The 20696-nt window shown below is 37.4% G+C and carries 19 protein-coding genes; 18 read left to right on the forward strand and 1 reads right to left on the reverse strand.

Annotation, left to right across the window (positions count from 1 at the left end):
• Positions 1–192 precede the first annotated feature (192 nt).
• Genes LCM23_RS06905 through LCM23_RS06920 form a run of 4 tightly spaced genes read left to right on the forward strand, consistent with a single transcriptional unit; the run spans position 193 to position 4595 of the window.
• The gene (locus LCM23_RS06905) at positions 193–1356 is read left to right on the forward strand and encodes an acyl-CoA dehydrogenase family protein (RefSeq protein ID WP_224936272.1); all 1164 of its coding nucleotides are present in this window, start codon (positions 193–195) and stop codon (positions 1354–1356) included.
• A gap of 30 nt (positions 1357–1386) precedes the next feature.
• Complete coding sequence (gene menB / locus LCM23_RS06910; protein WP_224936273.1) at positions 1387–2187, forward strand: 1,4-dihydroxy-2-naphthoyl-CoA synthase; 801 nt, start codon at positions 1387–1389, stop codon at positions 2185–2187.
• Positions 2188–2211: 24 nt separating this feature from the next.
• On the forward strand, positions 2212–3822 hold the full coding sequence (locus LCM23_RS06915) for an AMP-binding protein (protein ID WP_224936274.1): 1611 nt from the start codon (positions 2212–2214) through the stop codon (positions 3820–3822).
• A gap of 32 nt (positions 3823–3854) precedes the next feature.
• Complete coding sequence (locus tag LCM23_RS06920; protein WP_224936275.1) at positions 3855–4595, forward strand: SDR family NAD(P)-dependent oxidoreductase; 741 nt, start codon at positions 3855–3857, stop codon at positions 4593–4595.
• Positions 4596–4726: 131 nt separating this feature from the next.
• On the opposite strand, the gene LCM23_RS06925 is transcribed toward LCM23_RS06920, so the two are convergent.
• Positions 4727–5185 carry a DUF2188 domain-containing protein gene (locus tag LCM23_RS06925; RefSeq protein ID WP_224936276.1) on the reverse strand — a complete coding sequence of 153 codons (459 nt, stop codon included), beginning with the start codon at positions 5183–5185 and terminating at the stop codon, positions 4727–4729.
• A 195-nt stretch (positions 5186–5380) separates the two neighbouring features.
• Here LCM23_RS06925 and LCM23_RS06930 point away from each other — a divergent pair, with 195 nt between their 5' ends.
• The 14 genes from LCM23_RS06930 (at position 5381) to LCM23_RS06995 (ending at position 20529) form a co-directional block, all read left to right on the forward strand.
• Positions 5381–6184 carry an alpha/beta fold hydrolase gene (locus LCM23_RS06930; RefSeq protein WP_224936277.1) on the forward strand — a complete coding sequence of 268 codons (804 nt, stop codon included), beginning with the start codon at positions 5381–5383 and terminating at the stop codon, positions 6182–6184.
• 83 nt (positions 6185–6267) lie between these two features.
• Positions 6268–7044, forward strand: a complete 777-nt coding sequence (locus LCM23_RS06935; RefSeq protein ID WP_224936278.1) for an IclR family transcriptional regulator — start codon at positions 6268–6270, stop codon at positions 7042–7044.
• 614 nt (positions 7045–7658) lie between these two features.
• Positions 7659–8930: an MFS transporter gene (locus LCM23_RS06940; RefSeq protein WP_224936279.1), complete on the forward strand. Its 1272-nt coding sequence runs from the start codon at positions 7659–7661 to the stop codon at positions 8928–8930.
• 131 nt (positions 8931–9061) lie between these two features.
• Complete coding sequence (locus tag LCM23_RS06945) at positions 9062–9589, forward strand: cupin domain-containing protein (RefSeq protein ID WP_224936280.1); 528 nt, start codon at positions 9062–9064, stop codon at positions 9587–9589.
• Between the two features lie 138 nt (positions 9590–9727).
• The gene (locus LCM23_RS06950; protein WP_224936281.1) at positions 9728–10642 is read left to right on the forward strand and encodes a VOC family protein; all 915 of its coding nucleotides are present in this window, start codon (positions 9728–9730) and stop codon (positions 10640–10642) included.
• 27 nt (positions 10643–10669) lie between these two features.
• The gene (locus LCM23_RS06955) at positions 10670–11461 is read left to right on the forward strand and encodes an SDR family oxidoreductase (protein ID WP_224936282.1); all 792 of its coding nucleotides are present in this window, start codon (positions 10670–10672) and stop codon (positions 11459–11461) included.
• A gap of 26 nt (positions 11462–11487) precedes the next feature.
• Positions 11488–13209, forward strand: a complete 1722-nt coding sequence (locus LCM23_RS06960; RefSeq protein ID WP_224936283.1) for a thiamine pyrophosphate-binding protein — start codon at positions 11488–11490, stop codon at positions 13207–13209.
• A 29-nt stretch (positions 13210–13238) separates the two neighbouring features.
• Positions 13239–14684, forward strand: coding sequence for an aldehyde dehydrogenase family protein (locus LCM23_RS06965; RefSeq protein WP_224936284.1), 1446 nt, complete (start codon positions 13239–13241; stop codon positions 14682–14684).
• Positions 14685–14700: 16 nt separating this feature from the next.
• Positions 14701–15483, forward strand: a complete 783-nt coding sequence (locus LCM23_RS06970; protein ID WP_224936285.1) for an aspartate dehydrogenase — start codon at positions 14701–14703, stop codon at positions 15481–15483.
• A gap of 59 nt (positions 15484–15542) precedes the next feature.
• Entirely contained in the window at positions 15543–16844 is a 1302-nt protein-coding gene (locus LCM23_RS06975) for an aromatic ring-hydroxylating dioxygenase subunit alpha (RefSeq protein ID WP_224936286.1), read from the forward strand.
• A gap of 28 nt (positions 16845–16872) precedes the next feature.
• Positions 16873–17382, forward strand: a complete 510-nt coding sequence (locus tag LCM23_RS06980) for an aromatic-ring-hydroxylating dioxygenase subunit beta (RefSeq protein WP_224936287.1) — start codon at positions 16873–16875, stop codon at positions 17380–17382.
• Positions 17383–17415: 33 nt separating this feature from the next.
• A complete protein-coding gene (locus LCM23_RS06985) occupies positions 17416–18201 on the forward strand; it encodes an SDR family NAD(P)-dependent oxidoreductase (RefSeq protein WP_095373449.1) in 786 nt (261 codons plus the stop codon).
• Between the two features lie 18 nt (positions 18202–18219).
• A complete protein-coding gene (locus LCM23_RS06990; protein ID WP_224936288.1) occupies positions 18220–19179 on the forward strand; it encodes a VOC family protein in 960 nt (319 codons plus the stop codon).
• A 150-nt stretch (positions 19180–19329) separates the two neighbouring features.
• Positions 19330–20529 (forward strand): NAD(P)-dependent malic enzyme, encoded by a 1200-nt coding sequence (locus tag LCM23_RS06995; RefSeq protein WP_224936289.1) that lies wholly within the window; start codon positions 19330–19332, stop codon positions 20527–20529.
• Positions 20530–20696 lie beyond the last annotated feature (167 nt).

The following is a 20696-nucleotide window of genomic DNA, read 5'->3' on the forward strand; positions in this document are numbered from 1 at the left end:
CCAATTTGTTTACGTTTTTTTGTTGATAACACTCGTTCATTTACTGTATGATGACACATTTTTGCAAATATAATTCGCAAAAGTGAGATAAATTCGCAATGGTAAGAAGAATGAAACCGAATAAACAGCTTCAAACAAATAAATTAATTTGGCATGGTTCTTGCTTATTAGTAACTGAGAGGAGGATGGATGATGTTACAATTTTCATTTACTGAAGAGCAAGAGGACTTTCGAAAAACCTTAAGACAATATTCTAAAGAGGTATTATTACCTCAATATACAAAATGGGACAGGGAAAAAAAAACGCCGAGACATTTATGGGAGGAGCTAGGGGAGTTAGGTGTAACAGGTCTGCGTATTCCAGAAAAATATGGTGGAAGTGCTGCAGATTGTATCACGACAGGTATTGCTGCTGAAGAAATAGGCAAAGGTGATTTTAATTTAACTTATTCAGTAATGTTAAATGCATTAATAGGAGAAATTCTCTCTATTCATGCAAATAATGCTATGAAATCAGAGTGGCTACCGAAAATTGCACAAGGAAAATCAATTGTTGGGATTGCAATTACTGAGCCACAAGCAGGTACCGATGCAGGTGGAATACAATCAACAGCTATTAGAAAAGGGAATCATTTCATTCTAAATGGTGAGAAATCCGGGATTAGTGTGGCAACAGTGGCGGATGCATTTATTCTTTTTGCTAAAACTGACCCAACTGCCGGAAATAGAGGAATATCCGCTTTTCTTGTACCTAGTGATCTACCAGGAGTAGATTGCAGAGGTTATGAAGATATGGGAAATATCCCAATAGGTAGAGGCTCCGTTTATTTAACTGATGTGAGGATTCCTGAGCAATACTTGATTGGTAATCTAAATGAAGGCTTCTCTCAAGTGATGAATGGCTTTGATTTAAGTCGACTTTTAATAGGACTTCAATGTATAGGGACAGCCACACAAAGTTTGGATGAAACAATAGAACATGTGAAAACAAGACATTCTTTCGGCAAACCACTAGCTGTGAATCAAGCAGTCTCTTTTCCGATAGTACACCATTATACTCAACTGGAGCTTGTTAAATGGCAAGCTTATCGAGGACTGTGGCTGCGTGATGAAGGTTTACAACATACGAAGGAAGCAGCATCTGTTAAGTGGCTTGCACCTAAATATAGTAGTGAAGCGATTCATGAATGCCTCCTATTAAATGGGCACTATGCTTATACAAAAGAAATGCCATTTGAACAAAGATTAAGAGATGTCATTGGATTAGAGATTGGTGATGGAACAGCCCAAGCAAACCAAATGGTAATCGCCAAACATCTTATAGGGAAAGAATTCCGATCTTATCAAAAAATATAAATACAAATCAGAAGAAAAGGAGAATCACTAATGGAATTAATAGATACGATACTAGAAAAGAAAAATGGCGTAGCGAAAATAACTATTAACCGACCAGAAGTTTATAATGCCTTTCGAGCACAAACAATTAAAGAATTAATTTGGTGTTTTCGTGAAGCTTGGGATGATAACACAATTGGTGTGGTGATTTTAACAGGTACAGGAGAAAAAGCATTTTGCACAGGTGGCGATCAAAAACAAAAAGATGGAGAAAGTGGCTATGATGGTAAAGGTGGTCTAGGAAATGGAATTGGCCTTGAAATAGAGAATCTCCATCAAACGATAAGAAACATCCCTAAGCCAGTTATTGCTGCGGTTAATGGCTATGCAATCGGTGGGGGCCACGTATTACATGTAGTGTGTGATTTAACAATTGCCGCTGATACCGCAAAGTTTGGGCAATCAGGGCCAAAGGTTGGGAGCTTTGATGCAGGATATGGATCTGCCTATTTAGCAAGAATCGTTGGTGAGAAGAAAGCGAGAGAAATTTGGTACTTATGTGAACAATATAGCGCTGATGAATGTAAGGAAATGGGACTAGTGAATAAAGTAGTACCATTACAAGAATTACAGCAGGCGGCTGAAGACTGGGCACAAAAAATACTGCAAAAAAGTCCAACAGCAATTAAAATGTTGAAACTGTCCTTCAATGCAGATAGTGCAAATATCCAAGGGATTACGCAGTTGTCAATGGCCAATTTAGCATTATTCTATCAATCTAATGAATCAGCGGAAGGGAAAAATGCTTTCCTAGAAAAACGGCCAGTAGATTTTTCTACGTTTAGAAGTTAAATGAAAGATGAAGGAGTGTTTATTGTGGAACAATTAGATGGATTAACATCATATTCTTCACAATGGCTCAATAAAACGATGATTGATTACTTAGATGAAGCAATCACACGTACACCAAATAAAACAGCGATTATCGATAGTAAAAGTCGATACACATACAAAATGTTAGGTTCAGTGGTCGATCGCGTCGCACTAGGTTTATTGGACTTAGGTATAAAAAAAGGCGATGTCATTTCTATTCAGCTTCCGAATTGGAATGAGTTTGTTATTCTGCATTATGCTGCTTCAAAAATTGGGGCGATTACGAACCCTCTTGTACCTATTTACCGAGAAAGAGAACTTACTTATATGGTTAAAGAGGCAGGGGCTAAATTATTAATTATTCCAGATTGTTTTAGAGGCCATGATTATATTGAAATGGTAGGAAAATGTCTAAACGAATGGCCGGAACTTGAGAATGTTGTTGTTGTAGGAAATTCGTTACCAATACCGAAAAAAATGAAATCGTTTGCATCAATAGTCACTTCTATAGACATACTTCAAAAACGTAGAGATGAGCTAAACATAGAAATAGATCCTAATGAAGTGACTGAGATCATCTTTACATCAGGCACAACAGGTCTTCCTAAAGGTGTCATGCATACTCATAATACTTTATGTATTACTTCCCATTATTGGATTGATCATTTGCAATTAACGAATGAAGATGTGTTATTTATGGCTTCAACCTTTGCCCATCAAACTGGGTTTGCATACGGTGTAAGGTTACCAACACAATATGGTGGTACAGCCGTCTACCAAGATACTTGGAATCCAGATTCATTCTTAAAGCTTATAGAAACAGAGAAAGTGACTTTTACGGCTGGAGCTACACCTTTTCTAAAAGACACAATCGCAGCGGCTAAAAAAAGCACAGCAGATATTAGTAGTTTGAAGTATTTTATTGCTTTAGGCGCCCCTATTCCGAGAAACTTAGTCAAACAAGCAGAAAAGGTTGTATCATTCAAAATATTGGCCGGTTGGGGGCAAACAGAAAATGGGTTAGTTACCTTAACAAAGAGAACTGATTCCATTCAAAAATTGACGGAAACAGATGGTGTTGCTTTCACTGGCATGGAAGTAAAGGTTGTCAATCAAGAAGGGGAGACTTGCCAGGCAGGAGAAGAAGGTAATATTTATTGCCGTGGACCGGCTTTATTTCGCGGTTATTATAAACAAATAGAGAAAACGCAGTCTGAATTCGATCGAGATTGGTTTATTACTGGTGATAGAGGCGTGTTGGATGAGGATGGTTATTTAAGAATTACTGGTAGAAACAAAGATATTATTATTCGAGGTGGGGAAAATATCCCCGTATCTTATATTGAAAATGTCCTATATGAGTATGAGTTGATCAATGATGTGCAGGTTGTGGCAATGCCAGATGAACGATTGCAAGAAAAAGCATGCGCATTTATTCAATTGAAACAAGGGGCTACTACGCTTACTTTAGCGATGTTACAACAGTTTTTACTGGAAAAAGGGGTAGCGAAACAATATTGGCCCGAACATTTTGTTCTTCTAGAGGAATTTCCACGAACAGCAAGTGGAAAAATCCAGAAGTTTAAATTAAGAGAATCGTTACTAAAGAATTGAATGTGACTTAAGTAAAAAGGAGTGTTTGAATAATGAGTAAAATTGCCTATATTACCGGTGGCGGTAGGGGGATGGGAAGAGCAATTTGTTTAGCCGTTGCAAATAATTATCAAGTGGTTGCCAGTGATATCAATATAAATAATGCGAAAGAAACTATTGAACTTGTGAAAGAAATAGGTGGAGAGGGGTTTGCTGTACATTGTGATGTTACGAGTTTAGAAAGTGTAGAACGATCAGTAAAGGAAGTGCAGCAGAAGTATGGGCGTATTGATTTACTTGTAAATAATGCGGGATGGGATAAAATTGAACCATTTTTACAAAGTGAACCCGATACTTGGAGAAAGGTAATAGACATTAATTTAATGGGTCAAGTACACACATGTAAAACGATCCTGCCATTAATGATAGAAAATGGGAAAGGAAAGGTAGTCAACATTGCTTCAGATTCTGGGAGAGTAGGTTCAAGTGGAGAAGGAGTTTACTCTGCTGCTAAAGGTGGTGTAATTGCATTTACAAAGACGATTGCAAGAGAAATGGCCAGATATCAGATTAATGTGAACTGCATTGCGCCAGGTCCAGCCGATACGCCACTTTTCCAGGAGATAGGATCTTATAATAAAGGGATTGCTGCTGCACTAGAGAAAGCCATTCCATTCCGAAAATTAGCCCAACCAGAGGATATTGCTGGGGCAGTCGCTTTTTTTGCTTCGAAGGAAGCGGATTATATTACCGGGCAAACACTTTCTGTTAACGGTGGTTTAACAATGTGTTAAACAAGATAAAAAAAAGGATAACCTTTTTCCTAAGTTCTTAAGGATAGAAAATAAAGAATAAGAGCATGCAAACAAGCCGAAACCTTATTCGGCTTGTTTGTATTTGTGCTTGAATAGGCAGTAATATATTGTTACTCTTCTATATCATAAGAATGTTTCTCGTCAATGGTCCCATCTTTTTTATATATTACAAGATGTGTATTTTTATTTTGAGCGATTTCCTTTGCTCTTTTGACTGCTTCTGCCTTCGTAGGAAGGATCTCAGATGGTTTTTTTCCTTGATCAGTTGTAATTGCCCAACCATCATCGTGTGGTAGTACATGTTGTCCTTCTTGAACGCGTTTACTCTTTTCTTTATCCCCTTTTCCTTTGGGTTGTAACTCACTGTCAGTTGCTTGAATCATTTGGTTTCGTTCTTTCGTTGTTGCATTGCTATACCATTTTTTACTTTGTTCAATGGCAATTGGGATAGCACGACTTTCATTATAGCCATCACGTATGAGGCTGTTAGCTATTTCAATGGCTTTTTTCTTCATCGCTGTTTCTAAGTTTTTGAATGAATCGGGATAATCTGTCGTATGCCAGGGCATGTTCTCCACCTCCTAGTTTATTATTAAATGCATACCCTAGTTTGATAAAGATTACTCATAAAAATAAAAGTAAGAGTAGTACATAACAATAGTGAAATATCTAAAAATTTAGAATAATGATTGACAAATGATGGGTATCTATTTAAAATTAAAACAATGTTTTGTTATAGAAACATAATGAAGAGGAGGAGTAAAATGCCTACCATAAGAGTAAGTAAAGAAATGAAGATTCATTACAGAGTGAAAGGTGAGGGAAAGCCGCTTATTATTTTACACGGGTTAGGTAATAATTCTCAGTCGTGGACAAAACAATTGGATGATTTATCAAAAGACTTTCAAGTATTCGTTTGGGATGCACCAGGTTATGGTCAAAGTAGTGATCCGGAGGAAGAGTTTACAAGTTTTCGGCAATTTGCTGATGTACTAAAGCAATTTGTCGATGCACTAGAATTACAAAAATTTTACTTACTTGGTCATTCAATGGGTTCTGCCATAGCTATAGATTTTACCTACCGTTACAAAGATAGAGTTGAATTACTTATTATTGCTGATCCAACACGAGGGGCTGCTGGGAATAGTGAAGAAGAGAACAGGAAAAAGTTAACTAGAAGAGTTTATAATGTGACAAACCTGACAGGAGAAGAACTAGCAAAACAAAGAGTAAGAGAATTGTTGGCGCCAGAGGCGAATCTGGAGGTTGTGAAAGAAGCAGAAAGAATTATGGCACAAGTTCGACCGAAAGGGTATATCTCGGTTGCTAACTCATTATATTCCTTGGATCACACAGACATTTATGGGAGTATAACAACGCCAACTTTAATATTATGTGGTGAATTTGATAAGGCAACTCCTGTTGAAGAAGCAGAAATATTTCATCATGCGATTGCCGAATCACAGTTGGTGATCATTCCTAAGACAGGCCATCTATGCTATCAAGAGGATCCAGCATCTTTTAATGAAGCCGTTCGGACATTTCTGCAAAATCCTGTAAATATATAAATGAAAATGATTCTTAATATCTTTTTCATCGATTTTTTGTTAAAATAGTAATATAGCATTTACTGGGAAAGTGGGGTGATGGAGTGGCTAACGGTGAAAAAGAGAGATATAATGCCAATTCATTAGTCAGAGGATTAGAAATTTTGAAATTATTCAACGGTGGACGTCCAACGATGTCTCTAGCTGAAATTGCGAAGGAACTAAATGTAAGTCGTACAGTACCATACCGTTTACTTTATACATTGCAAACGTTAGGTTACTTACATCAAGATGAACATACAAAGCGCTATAGCTTAACACCAAAAGTGCTTGAGCTTGGGTTTGCTTATTTGAATAGTTTAAACTTACCTGAAATCATTCAGCCTTATTTGGATACACTCCGTGATACAACTGGAGCGTCATGTCATTTATCGATATTAGATGATTATGAAGTCGTATACATAGGTAGTGCACCTGTTCGCGGGGTATCTGCCATAAATGTAAATATCGGTTTAAGATTGCCTGCACATGCAACAGCTAATGGCAAGCTTCTATTAGCTATGCAACCAGAAGGGAAGCTACGTGAGACAGTGTATGGATCTAACTTAAAACCGTATACAGAAAAAACGCAAACTGATTTACCTGGGTTCTTTGAAGAATTAGAAACAATCAGGAAAAACGGTTATGCGATATCTTTAGGTGAATTCCATCAAGGGATTCAATCTGTGGCTGCGCCAATCTATGATCGTAGTGGAAAAGTGGTAGCAGCCATAAATATTGTCGCCACTGATGTCACATATCAGAATGATTTTATCGAAAAAGTAGCTTTACCGAAAATCCTTGATATATCCAAACAATTATCCGGACTTGTTGGAAATTGATTCACTAGAAGACACGAACTACTCACTATCAATTGTTGTACCCGAATCTTATTGATTCGGGTTTTTGTATTGGATTTACCTTTTTCTTTACCATGAAACTTAGTTCTTTCCAGTTTATGAAAGAGTAATTGTTTGGTTCATTTATGTACAATCTTTCCCCTGGTGTTGCACTCATAGTTATAACTCTACAATCTAATCTACTAGATTAACCATTACTATTTCAACTCTTCATTTGTCTTTCCTTTGACTCTCTTTTTATAAATCGTTCACGATAAAAAACGTCAATAAATTGAATAGATTCTAAAAAAATAAATGAAATCACCTGATAAAGTGACATTTATCTCTTAATTTTCGAAACTTTATGGGATTCTTTAAAATAATACGCATTCACTATTAGAATAAGCGAACTCACTTGAGATGTTCAATTTTCATTATAAGTATAGTGAAAATAGTTTTAATTTATAACAATCTGTATTGACAAAATTTTTTAAAAATTTTAAGATTATATAAACTTTGTTTTGTATAAAAAACAAAGTTTTGGATGAATAGACATTTGAATGGAGGTGATTTTTGTTAATTAGTGATTTTTTCCACATATGATAGGAGGGTAAAGGATGTTAACAGGAAAGAAAAGATGGTTATATATTGCTGTACCGATATTTTTCTTTTGGTTTTTTGGCCAAATTGACAAGCTCGGTATTTCTATTATTCAAACAGATGCTGATTTTCTTAGTGACTTAGGGATTGCTGGTGAAAATGCCAAGATTGGTTTCATCACTTTTATATTCACAATTGCTTATGCGGTTTCAAACCTATTTTGGGGTGTAATTATTGATAAACTAGGTGCCAGAAAAACAGCAATGTTAGGTTTGGTTGTTTGGACCATTACTATGATTACTGCTGGCTTATCGACTACATATGAAATGTTTATCTTATCAAGAATCGTTCTTGGATTTGGTGAGGGAATGATGATTCCTGTATGTGGAAAATTCATTGCTAACTGGTTCCATTATAAAGAATTAGGAAAAGCACAAGCTTCATGGTTATCTGGTAACTATTTAGGCCCGGCTGTTGGTGCATTAATGTTAACCGCTATCATTGCTAGTCTCCATTGGCAAGCTGCATTTTTCTTACTCGCTGCTTTTAATTTATTGCTTGTACTGCCACTTTTTTATTTTCTTACAAGAGATATACCAGAAGAGCACAAAGGGATTACACATGATGAGCTTTCCTATATACGTGAGAAAAACCCGGTTGATAAAAAAGATGGATCGAAAAATTTTGCCCAAGACTATCGGTACTGGATTGTATGGTTTGGAATGCTGATGTCTTCCTTCTTATTTTTTGGTATTAGTATATGGTTACCTACTTATTTAATCGAAGCGAAGAGTTTTTCTAGGGAAGCAATGAGTAGTATTACATCCTTATCTTGGTTATTTGCCTTAGGATTTGTCCTTATTTGTGGTTACTTATCAGATAAGACAAACCGTCCAAGCCTGATGGCGACCATTTTATTTGTACTAACAACAATCTTTTTATGTGGTGGTATTATGTCACCTAACGCGATAGTTGCTGGTATTTGCATGGGGTTAGCTATGGGTACACAAGGTGGAGTCTTCCATCTAAGTAATTTATTTATTGTGAAATTCTCTACACCTGAAACCGCTGGTAGAGCAGCAGGTATGATGGGGTTTACTAATATTATGGGTGGTTTCGCCAGTTATATTATGGGATATTTACGAGATCTATCAAACGGAGACTTTGGGACATCAATTATTGTGTTAATTTTTGCCTCCACGTTAGGTTTTGTTGCATATTTATTTACTCTTAAGCGTGAATCAACTGAGTTAAGGGTTGTTCATAATAACCAGTCAATAGTGGGGTAATCGTTTTATTTCAACTATTTATCTTTTTAAAATTTTCTCAAAATTTGTTGACTTTTTTGTTAACAGATTTTAAAATTGATTTATAGGAGAAACAGTGTTTCTAATATAAAACATAAAGGAGTGTTTTTAAAATGGCAATTGATGTTAAAGAATTTGAAAAGAAGCATGTAGCAAGATTACAGGATCGTTCATTAGATTGGAATGTTCTTAAATTCCAAGAAGAAATTGACCCAAGATTTAAAAGAGCACAAATGAGATATATTGGTCGTGGAGCCACTGCAAATGCTGATTCTAATGTTATTGCAGCTGAGCACTTTACATTAAGCACAATGGTATTACCTGCAGGTTGTATTGGACCATTGCATTTACATGATGATGTTGAAGAAGTTTTCTTCATTATTAAAGGAAGTGTAAAAGCGTTGATTCAAGAAGTAGATAGTGATGAGGTTCATGAAATTCGTTTAAACGAGCGTGATTGTATCAGCTCCCCACCTGGCGTATATCGTGGGATTCATAATGATGGTGACGAAGAAGCATTAATGTTGGTTATGCTTGGTGCAGTTAAACCGAATTTGCCAACTTACGTTAAAGGGAGCGAATTAGAAGAACTTCGTCTTCAAAGAGCGAAAGAAAGAGAAGCAATTATTGCAGATAAATAATTAAGTGAGGTAAGGAAGACCAATCTCATATGGTCTATCCTTACCGATTTTTATTAACATTCTATATTTACCAATAATTTGTAACGAGCGAAACATTTACCACGAACTTTCGCTTTATTTATAGAGGAGGTTTTCAAAATGATTGGTATTACCCATTTAAGACATATCAGTCTTATTACTCCGAACATTGAAGAACAAGCAGCCTTTTATGAAAAAGTTTGGGGATTAGACAAAACGGCTGAGGATGAACAAACGGTTTATTTCAGAGGAGCAGGACCTGAGAACCATATTCTTAGTTTGCACAGTGGAGACAGAAGTGCTCTTCATCATATCGCATTTGGCATGGTGGATAAGCATGCTGTTGACCGTGCTGCAGAATATTTACAAGAAAAAGGCGTACCGATTGTGCAAGCACCGGGCTATTTAGATGAGGAAGGTAAAGGTTATGGTCTCCGCTTTGCTGATCCAGAAAATCGTGTAATCGAATTATCGACGTGGGTTGAAATTCATACATCTATTTGGAATCAAAAAAATGTAGATCCAGTCAAGCTTAATCATGTAGTCATGAATACCGCTGATTTACAAATGATTACAGAATTTTATACAGATATTCTTGGCTTTAAAGTGACAGACTGGAGCGAAGATAAAATGGTGTTCTTACGTTGTAATCGAAAACATCACTCCATTGCTTTTAATCAAGAGGGTCATGCATCTGTCAATCATATTGCTTACGAAGTTGACACAGTTGATGAGGTAATGCGTGGCATTGCTAATGTGCGGAAAGCTGGATTGAGTGAACTATGGGGACCAGGTAGACACGGACCAGGAGATAATATCTTTTGCTATTTCAAAGACCCAGGTAATTTTGTTATGGAATACACTTGTTATCTTGAAACGATTGAGGATGAAGCAGAATGGAAAGCAAGAGTATGGAAACGTGTACCACACTTAATGGATCAGTGGGGGATTGCTGGGCCACCATCCAAAGAAGCACGTGCAGCAATGGGGGGAAAACCAGATCCAGGCTGGGCAAAATTACAATCTTTGATTTAATGCCTAACTTAAGAAAGGAAGAGTGTAATGGATTTAGGATTAAATAATAAAGTAGCAATTATTATGGGAGGGACTTCAGGCGTTGGATTGAAAACGGCTGAGATGTTCCTAGCTGAAGGTGCTAAAGTTGCTATTTGTGGTAGAGATGAAACAAGAAAAAATACGGCAGAGAAGTATTTAACTGATTTAGCATCTGCTGATCGCATTTTTGCCGAAACATGTGATGTAACGAATAAAGAAGATGTACAGCGTTTTGTCAAAGGTGCGGCAGAAAAATTTTCAGGTATTGATATTTTAGTTAATGCAGCAGGGCAAAGTGTAATGGGACATTTCTTTGATGTTACTGATGATCAATGGGAACAACAGATTCAATTAAAGTATTTTGCTATCATCCACGCTGTAAAAGCTGTTCATCCCTACTTAGTTAAGCGTGGCGGCGGTCGAATAATAAATATAAATGCTACGCTCGCGAAAGAACCGGAGAGGCATATGATTGCAACAGCTGCGACAAGAGCAGGATTACTTAATTTAAGTAAAACATTATCGCAAGAACTGGCGAGTGATAATATTCTTGTGAATTCTGTAAGTCTTGGCTTAATTAGAACGGATCAATGGGAGAGAAGAAGGAAAAAAAATGCACCCGAGATGGATCCAGAAAGTTATTATGCAGACTTAGCGAAGAAAAGAAATATCCCACTTGGTCGTGTTGGAGAAGCAGAAGAAGTAGCTAGTGTGATTTTATTTTTAGCATCCAAGCATGCAAGTTATGTCGCTGGCTCAACTATTGAAACAGCAGGTGCATTAGGAAAGGCGTTATAAATACACAAAAAAGGTAGGAAGATACTATGACAGAAACAAAGCAAATGGAGACAGCGGGGGTAACAGATAACTCGGAGATGAACTATACGGTTGCTGATGCGATTGTTCAAGAGCTTGTTAAAGCGGGCGTTACGACAGCATTTGGAATTGTAAGTATACATAATATGCCGATTTATGATGCCATTCTACGAGAAGGAAGCATCCATCTTGTTTGTGCACGTGGCGAAAGTGGCGCGGTAAATATGGCCGATGGCTACGCACGTGTTACAGGAGAGTTAGGTGTTGTCATTACAAGTACAGGAACAGGCGCAGGTAATGCAGCTGGCGCACTTGTTGAGGCTTGGGCAGCAGGTGTACCACTTCTGCATCTAACTGGTGAAGTAGCATCCCCCTATTTAGGTACTGGCCGTGGCTATATTCATGAATGTAAAGATCAATTATCAATGTTAGAAGGATGTTCTAAACAAGCGATGCGCTTAAGAGTGCCACATCAAGCAAAAGCAGTGGTAAGGCAGGCGGTTGTAACTGCTCAAACTGCGCCGGCAGGACCTGTTTCGTTAGAAATCCCCATTGATTATCAATCTGCGATTATTCCTGACCTGCATTTACAAGACTGGTCGGTAAAAACTCCGGAAGCTAACTCAAATACATATATTCCTGAAGATATTCTCTCATTGGTTGCTAAAGCGAAACGTCCTGTGATTTGGGCTGGTGGAGGTGTCATTTCAGCAAATGCATCCCAAGAGTTAACAAGATTGGCCAATCAGCTAGGAGCTGCTGTTATTACGAGCCAATCTGGAAAAGGAAGCATCCCTGAAGATCATCCTCAATGTATTGGTCATTTTGCTGCCTATCCAGATACGAAAGAAATGCTCAAGAATGCGGATTTGTTAATTAGTGTCGGTGTGAGATTTAGAGGAAATGAAACGTCCAATTGGAAGGTTGAAGTGCCGAATAATCATATTGCAATTGATGCCGATTGGCAAGGAATGAATCGAAATTATCCTTGTAGTTATGGACTGGTTGGAGACGCGAAGGATATTTTAAATAACTTTGTCACGCAATTACAGACAAAAGACGTTCAAGATAAACCATCGTATAAGGCTGAAGTAAAGCAACTAAGAGAAAAATTACGAGCTAATTTACGTGCAACTTTAGGTCCATATGAGCAAATAATGGACGAAATGAGAGCAGCATTACCGAAAGATACAGTGCTCGTACGAGATGTAACAGTACAAGCTAATGTATGGGGCAGCAGATTATTCGAGATTCTTGAACCGAGAACATCTATTCATGCTTCCGGTGGTGGAATAGGTCAAGGGTTACCGACAGCGATTGGCGCTCAAATGGCTGCAAAGGATCGCAAAGTAGTTTTAATGGCTGGTGATGGGGGCTTTATGGTCAATGTTGGTGAAATGCCGACTGCTGCCGAGGAAGCACTCCCACTTATTGTTATCTTATTTGATGATGGTGGTTATGGCGTTCTTCGTAATATTCAACAAAATGCATATGGTCGTCAAGTAGCTGTTGATCTACTAAGTCCTGATTTTGTGCAATTGGGAGAGTCTATGGGATTTGATGCGGTACGAATTCATTCAAGTGATGAATTTGCGGTAGAAATTAATAAAGCGGCAAAAAGTGTTAATCCGACAATCATCGTTGTAGATATGGAAGCTGTAGGACCAATGGCTAAACCTTTTGAGGGACCTCCTGGTGCTGCTGATGCGTTTAAACCGAAGAAGTTATAAGTAAACATCTGAGTATAGGAGGAAGCAAAATGATTTCAACATATCCTAAAGTTTCAGGAAAATTTTTAATTGATGGTAAATGGTTGGAAGCGGAAAATAAAAAAGAAGTCATTAATCCAGCAAATACGCAAGAAGTAGTTGGAGAAGTTGCCCTTTGTACAAAGGAGCATGTTGATAAAGCGATAACATCAGCAGTGACGGCATTCGAATCTTGGTCACAATCAGATATTCACGAACGCGCAGAAAAAATGAAGCTAGCAGCAGGAGCGATTGAAAAAATCGTTGAAGAGAATGTGAATTTACTCGTAAGGGAAAATGGTAAAATATTAATTGAAGCAAAGAAAGATCTACTTCGATGTGTCGACATTATGAGAGAAGCGTCCGATGAATTATTAACTTGGTGGCAACCAGAGTCATTAGATGGAAAACAGAAAGTGCAAATTCGGAGAAGGCCGAGAGGGGTAACTGCGGTAATCTCACCATGGAATTCACCGATGATTTTAACCTTTAAGCGTGTTATTCCTGCTATCTTAACAGGTAATACAGTTATCGTTAAACCGGCTACAAGTTGTCCGCTAACGATTATGACATTTCTAGAAAAAGTGGCTTCATACTTTCCAAATGGTGTATTGAATGTTGTAACAGGATCAGGTTCAATAATAGGAGATGCACTTTGCAAAGATTCTAGTGTACGCACAGTTGCCTTTGTTGGTAGTACGGAAACGGGTAAAGAAATTATGAAAGCGTCAGCTAGCAATGTGAAAAACATTTTCATGGAATTAGGCGGGAATGATGCAGCCATTATCTTGGAAGATGCGAAACTCGATGATGAATTAATAACTAAGTTAAGATTTGGTATCTTACGAGCAGCTGGTCAAGTATGCTCAGCAGTTAAAAGGGTATATGTGCATGAATCTCGTTATGAAGAGCTTGTAGAAAAATTAAGGAAAAAGTTCCAATATATTCGTGTTGGTAGTGGGATTCAACCAGATGTAGAGATGGGGCCGTTAAATAATCAATCACAATATGAATATGTGAAAGGGTTAATTTCGAGAGCGAAAGATGGAGGGGCAGAAGTCCTTACAGGTGGAATCAAAATTGATCCAGAAGGTTGGAATGATGGATACTTTATTGAACCTACCATTATTACTGGTGTTAATCAAAATAGCGAAATTGTTCAAGCAGAACAATTTGGACCAGTAATTCCGATTCTCTCATTTCAAACAAATGAAGAAGCTTTAAAGCTTGCAAATGATAGCCATTTTGGTTTGCGTGCGTCTGTTTGGACAGAAAATGAAAAGAAAGCGATTGCTTTTGCTGATCAATTAGAAGCCGGTGCTGTATTTATCAATAACCATACCGTATTCCAGGACCTTCATTTAGATTTTCCTGGTTTAAAAGAAAGTGGTATTTCACGCGAAACGAGACACTGTAGCTTGGAATTTTTTGCAGACACTTATGGATTCGCGAATTAGAAAGTAGGGTTAAAAAATGAAGCTGGGATTAATAGGTGGAGGAAATATCGGAAAATTTTTGCTACAATCTATCAATAGCGATAAATTGGTAGATGGCGCACAATTCGTTGGATTGTATACAAGAAATCAAGAGAAAGCAAATGAGCTGGCAGAAGAGTATGATTTGCGAAGCTACCAATCCATCGATGAGTTGATTGCTTCAGATATAGATGTGATAGTTGAAGCAGCTACTGTAGAAGTTGTTCGAGCTCATGCCACATCGGTTCTCACACATGGTAAAGATCTCGTTGTGAGCAGTGTTGGCGCATTTTCTGATAACGACTATTTTCTCCAATTAGAAACAATTTGTAAAGAACAAGGGACAACGATTCATTTACCTTCAGGTGCGGTAGGAGGCTTGGATATATTAAAAGCTGCTAAAGCTATTGGTGCTTTACAAGAAGTATCGTTAACAACAACAAAGCCACCGCATGCCTTAAACGGTGTTACTCTCGAGAATAAAACAGTCTTATTTGAAGGTAATGCCTATGAAGCGATTAAACAGTTTCCTAAGAATATTAACGTATCAATTATTCTATCGTTAGCTGGACTTGGTTCAAAAGAGACAAAAGTGAAGATTATTGCTGATCCAAAAGCAACGAAAAATAGCCATGAGATTACAGCTAAAGGGGCGTTTGGAAAAGTGAAACTATTGGTTGAGAATGACCCGATGCCAAACAACCCAAAGACAAGTTACTTAGCAGCTTTAAGTGTTCTCTCAACATTGAAACATAAGGATCAATCTATCAAAGTGGGGTAAGAATTAGTACAATAATCTTTGTGACATCGATGAATCAATTGGTAAGAAGGGGGATTATTATGATTAAAACGGTAAAAGACATAGAGGATATGACAAAATCGGAACTATTGGAACATTTGAATGATACGGTCAAACCGGAAGTAGGAGAAATACCTGCATACGTATTGGCCGATCCGAAAGTTTATGATCTAGAACATAAAAAAGTCTTTATGAAAACATGGATATTTATTGGTCATGAATCAGAAATACCTAATAAAAATGATTATATGCTGAGAGACTTAGCCGGATATTCAATTATTGTATCTAGAAATCCAGATAGCAGCATCAAGGCATTTTACAATATGTGTACGCATCGTGGGATGAAGTTGTGTCGTGCAGACAAAGGGAATAAATCTGCTTTTGTTTGTCCATATCATGGATTTAACTTTAAAAACAATGGTGATTTAATTGGTGTTCCATTACAAAAAAACATTTATGGCGAAGAGCTAGATAAATCTACTATGGGTTTAACAGAAGTGCGAATTGAATCCTATAAAGGATTGTTATTTGGTACTTGGAATGATGAGGCAGAATCATTAGATGATTTTTTAGGAGACTTTAAATGGTATCTTGATATATTAGTAGGTCGAGCTGAAATGGAAGTGCTCGGTGCTCCACAACGTTTCGTGATTCATTCGAATTGGAAAATTGGTGCTGATAATTTTGTTGGTGACTCCTATCATACAATGGTGACACATGGCTCAATTGCTAAATTAGGAATGGTACCCTCTGCAACGTATTCCAAAATGGGTTATCAAATTCATAGTGAAAATGGCCATGGTCTAAATCTTGGGACACCAAACCCTGATTTTGCTTTCCCAGAAGAATTAATAGAAGAATATAAATCGAATTTATCGTCAGAACAGTTCGAAGTGTTAAGTAACTTGAAGAATATGATCGGGAACATCTTTCCACATCTATCTTTCTTAATTTCTCATACGAAAGTAAAAGGGCAATTAATTTCCAATACCACTGTTAGGTTATGGCGACCAATCGATCACGACAAAATGGAAGTGATTGCTTGGTTTTTAGTGGAAAAAAATGCACCGGAAGATTGGAAGAGACGTTCACGTGAATCCTTTGTCCTTACATTCAGCCCATCAGGCATTTTTGAACAAGACGATACGGAAGTATTTACTGACATTACTGCCGCAGCAAAAGGTCCTATGCCAGTAATGAAAAATTTAACTTATAACTACACAATGGGACTGCATAGAAAACCAGTAGACTTTATTGGTCCTGGAGTTGCTTATGATGATAAATTCTCTGAAGCGAACCAAAGAAATTTTTATAAATACTGGTTGGAGCTAATGAATAGCTAAATATTCTTGAAGAAAGGAGATAGATGAAATGAGTATGGAAAAAATGCTTGCAAACTATGAATTTGAACAATGGCTATATAAAGAAGCACAATTATTGGATGATATCGATTTTGATGGCTGGTTCAGTTTGATGCATCAAGATTTGAAGTATCAAATGCCAGTCCGTATAAATAAGGAAGGAACAGAGCGACCTGATTATACGACAGATATGTTTTGTTTCGATGATGATATTGACTTGCTAAAACTCAGAGTGGATCGATTAAAAACAGATTATGCTTGGGCGGAAATTCCACCTTCTCGAACTCGACGTTTTGTCAGTAATGTAAAACTGGATGATTATAAAGAGGGAGAATTTGCGTCAGTGAATAGTTATTTACTTCTTTATAGAAGTAGAAGTACAGATATCCATCACGATATTATTTCAGGAGAGCGTCGTGATGAATTCAAGTTCGAGAACGGCAAATGGAAGTTATCGAAACGGGTATTTATCGTGGATCAAACAACAATCAATACTCGAAATCTAGCAATCTTTATTTAATTTATTCACAAGGAAGAGAGGAGGACAACTAGAATGGCAGAGTTTAGTGGTCGCTCGCTTTATGTAACTGGTGGGGCATCAGGTATTGGGAGAGCTGTGGTGGATTCATTTCTGAATGAAGGAGCAAATGTGACGATTCTTGATCGCTCAAAAGACGGATTAGCTGCTATCAAGGCACAATATGGTGAGCAGGTGATTTGTATAGAAGGAGATGTGACTATTTTTGAAGACCACGAAAAAGCGGTATATCAAGCTGTTGAAAAATTTGGGGGACTAGATGTCTTTATAGCTAATGCAGGGGTATTCGATGGATTTGCAAAATTCGAAAATGTGACCGCTGAAGCAATGAATGATGCTTATGATTTATTAATGAACATTAATGTTAAAGGGTATTTCAACGGTGCGAAAGCTTCCCTTCACGAATTGCAAAAGACAAAAGGTAATATCATTTTCACCGTTTCAGGTGCAGGATTTTACCCTGATGGTGGTGGGGTATGGTACACCGCTAGTAAACATGCGCAAATTGGTTTAATGAGACAATTAGCTTTTGAGGTTGCCCCAGACGTAAGAGTGAATGCAGTTGCCCCTGGTGGGACATTAACAGCACTTAATGTCATCCCACCTTTAAAACCATTTGTGAAGGAAATCGACAATGATACGAAAGCGAAAAGCATAAAAACGAGAAATCCATTAAGAATCGCAATGAATGCTGATGATCATGTTGGTCCATATTTATTATTAGCTTCGAGTAAATCACGCGCCATTACTGGTGAAGTCATTTCGAGTGATGGAGGCCTAGCCATCAGAGGGCTTAGTTAAGAAAGGGGATAAATGATTATGGCATCGAATACGAAAATACAGCCACTTCTTGGTAGTACAGAGGTCAATCAATTAGCATTTGTTGTTAATGATATTGAAAAAGCCTCGGCTGATTTTTCAAAACTGTTAGGTATCGCTAATCCTGGCTGGTTCTTAACAGGTGATGAGGAAGTCTCTAAAGTAATTTATAAAGGAAAGCCGACCGCTTCACAAAGTAAACTAGCATTCCTAAATACACCGACTGTTCAATTTGAACTTATAGAACCTAATATGGAGCCGGGAACAATGCGCGAATTTCTCAATGAGACAGGAGAAGGAATCCATCATATTGCGGTTGATGTTGATATGATTCAAAATCATTTGTCAAACCTAGAAAAAAATGGTTATCCACTTCTTCAATCAGGTGAGTTTACATCAAGTGATGGAAGGTACATTTATGTTGATACAGCGAATGAAACGAAAACTTTGATTGAATTATTAGAGAGTGCCGAACCTAGGGATACTACATACAAAGCGGGAGAAGAAAAGCCACTTTTAGGTACAAATGTTGTTGAACAACTTGCTATCGTGGTTAAAGATTTAGATAGAGCAGCAGATAAGTTTTGTCAATTGCTAGGTGTGAAAAAATCAGAAGTGATTCAATCAGGTCATAGTGACATAACAAAAGTTGTTTATAACGGTGAAGCAACGGAAGCGGATAGTCGCTATATGTTCATTCGAACACCATTATTAGAAATTGAGTTAATAGAGCCTGGAAAAGCGCCAAGCACATGGAAGACACATTTAGAATCATTTGGAGAAGGTGTTCACCATATATCCTTTGTTGTAAAAGATATGGATGAAAAGATTACACTTCTAGAAGAAATGGGCTATCCTGTTATTCAAAGAGGTAATTTTTATAACGGAAAAGGCAGATATGCTTATATGGACACAACTTCAACTTTTAAAGTCATCATTGAGTTGTTAGAAAAATATTAAACAATATTGGGAAGCGCTTTGTAAATGAAGAGGTATACAAGGTTGCTTCTCTCAATTTTTTAAGGAAATACTTATCAGGTGATTGCATAACAATAGTTGATGTTTTTATTATCTGAATTTTCAAATAAAAAAATAAGCGAGGGTTATATGATGGAATTAAAGGAGAAAGCACTAGCGCTTCATCGTTTGCATAAGGGAAAACTTAGTATTAGCACAAAGGTGCCAGTAAAAACGAAAGAAGATTTAAGTTTGGCGTATTCTCCAGGTGTAGCTGAACCTTGCTTAAAGATTGCTGAGCATGAAGAGTCAGCCTATGAATATACGAGTAAAGGCAATATGGTCGCAGTCGTTTCAGACGGTAGTGCCGTTTTAGGCCTTGGAAACATAGGTGCACAGGCATCTTTACCTGTAATGGAGGGAAAGGCGATTCTTTTTAAAGAGTTTGCCAATGTCGATGCTGTGCCAATCTGTCTTCAGACCAATGATGTAGATGAGATTGTCCGTACGGTCAAATTATTAGAGCCCTCATTTGGAGGGGTGAACCTTGAAGATATTTCTGCACCTAGATGTTTTGAAATTGAACAAAGATTAATTGAAGAATGCGGAATTCCTGTCTTCCATGACGATCAACACGGTACGGCAATTGTAACAGTAGCTGGTTTAATCAACAGCTTGAAGGTTGTGGGGAAAAAGCTTGATGAAATAAAAGTAGTCGTTAATGGTGCAGGTGCAGCAGGGATTTCAATTATTAAATTATTAAGAAAATTAAATGTTGGCGAAATGATTCTTTGTGATACAAAAGGAATGATTTATAGCGGAAGAGAGGAAGGGATGAACGCGATTAAAGAAGAGGTAGCCAAAATAACAAACAGTAAGTCTCTATCGGGTACGTTAAAAGAGGCAATTAATGGGGCAGACGTGTTTATTGGAGTCTCTGCAGCAGGTGTATTATCTAAAGAAATGGTACAAACAATGAATCGTGATGCGATAATTTTTGCGATGGCTAATCCTAGTCCAGAAATTATGCCAGAGGAAGCCAAAGATGCTGGAGCAGCCATCATTGGTACCGGCCGGTCTGATTTTCCTAATCAAGTGAACAATGTATTAGCTTTTCCAGGGATTTTTAGAGGTGCATTAGATGTAGGAGCCAAAGTGATTAATGAGGAAATGAAGATTGCGGCTGCTTATGCAATAGCAGGTATGATTAACGAAGAAAAACTTACTAGAGACTATATTATCCCAGATCCATTTGATACCAATGTAGCACATAATGTGGCGAAAGCAGTTAGTGAAGCAGCCATTTCTACTGGTGTCACTAGAAATGCATATAGAGAACCAATTTTTATATAAAATAATGAATTCGCCGGGGATGTTTGTCCAAACAAAATAAAGATGTGGACATACTATAATTGTGTAAGATCTCCTCCCTATTAGATCTTTTGATCTACTTTGGCCACAAGTCATTTAAACTTGTGGTCTTTTTTATGTCCAATTAGAAACAAAATAAAAGCTACCAA

The sequence above is a fragment of the Cytobacillus kochii genome (assembly GCF_020171845.1).
In the GTDB taxonomy this organism is placed as follows: domain Bacteria; phylum Bacillota; class Bacilli; order Bacillales; family Cytobacillaceae; genus Cytobacillus; species Cytobacillus kochii.

Excerpts from the sequence above, each read along its gene's own strand:
- LCM23_RS06905 (WP_224936272.1), top strand. The coding sequence starts at position 193 with ATGTTACAATTTTCATTTACTGAAGAGCAAGAGGACTTTCGAAAAACC.
- menB (WP_224936273.1), top strand. The coding sequence starts at position 1,387 with ATGGAATTAATAGATACGATACTAGAAAAGAAAAATGGCGTAGCGAAA.
- LCM23_RS06920 (WP_224936275.1), top strand. The coding sequence starts at position 3,855 with ATGAGTAAAATTGCCTATATTACCGGTGGCGGTAGGGGGATGGGAAGA.
- LCM23_RS06925 (WP_224936276.1), bottom strand. The coding sequence starts at position 5,185 with ATGCCCTGGCATACGACAGATTATCCCGATTCATTCAAAAACTTAGAA.
- LCM23_RS06930 (WP_224936277.1), top strand. The coding sequence starts at position 5,381 with ATGCCTACCATAAGAGTAAGTAAAGAAATGAAGATTCATTACAGAGTG.
- LCM23_RS06940 (WP_224936279.1), top strand. The coding sequence starts at position 7,659 with ATGTTAACAGGAAAGAAAAGATGGTTATATATTGCTGTACCGATATTT.
- LCM23_RS06945 (WP_224936280.1), top strand. The coding sequence starts at position 9,062 with ATGGCAATTGATGTTAAAGAATTTGAAAAGAAGCATGTAGCAAGATTA.
- LCM23_RS06950 (WP_224936281.1), top strand. The coding sequence starts at position 9,728 with ATGATTGGTATTACCCATTTAAGACATATCAGTCTTATTACTCCGAAC.
- LCM23_RS06955 (WP_224936282.1), top strand. The coding sequence starts at position 10,670 with ATGGATTTAGGATTAAATAATAAAGTAGCAATTATTATGGGAGGGACT.
- LCM23_RS06960 (WP_224936283.1), top strand. The coding sequence starts at position 11,488 with ATGACAGAAACAAAGCAAATGGAGACAGCGGGGGTAACAGATAACTCG.
- LCM23_RS06965 (WP_224936284.1), top strand. The coding sequence starts at position 13,239 with ATGATTTCAACATATCCTAAAGTTTCAGGAAAATTTTTAATTGATGGT.
- LCM23_RS06970 (WP_224936285.1), top strand. The coding sequence starts at position 14,701 with ATGAAGCTGGGATTAATAGGTGGAGGAAATATCGGAAAATTTTTGCTA.
- LCM23_RS06975 (WP_224936286.1), top strand. The coding sequence starts at position 15,543 with ATGATTAAAACGGTAAAAGACATAGAGGATATGACAAAATCGGAACTA.
- LCM23_RS06980 (WP_224936287.1), top strand. The coding sequence starts at position 16,873 with ATGAGTATGGAAAAAATGCTTGCAAACTATGAATTTGAACAATGGCTA.
- LCM23_RS06985 (WP_095373449.1), top strand. The coding sequence starts at position 17,416 with ATGGCAGAGTTTAGTGGTCGCTCGCTTTATGTAACTGGTGGGGCATCA.
- LCM23_RS06990 (WP_224936288.1), top strand. The coding sequence starts at position 18,220 with ATGGCATCGAATACGAAAATACAGCCACTTCTTGGTAGTACAGAGGTC.
- LCM23_RS06995 (WP_224936289.1), top strand. The coding sequence starts at position 19,330 with ATGGAATTAAAGGAGAAAGCACTAGCGCTTCATCGTTTGCATAAGGGA.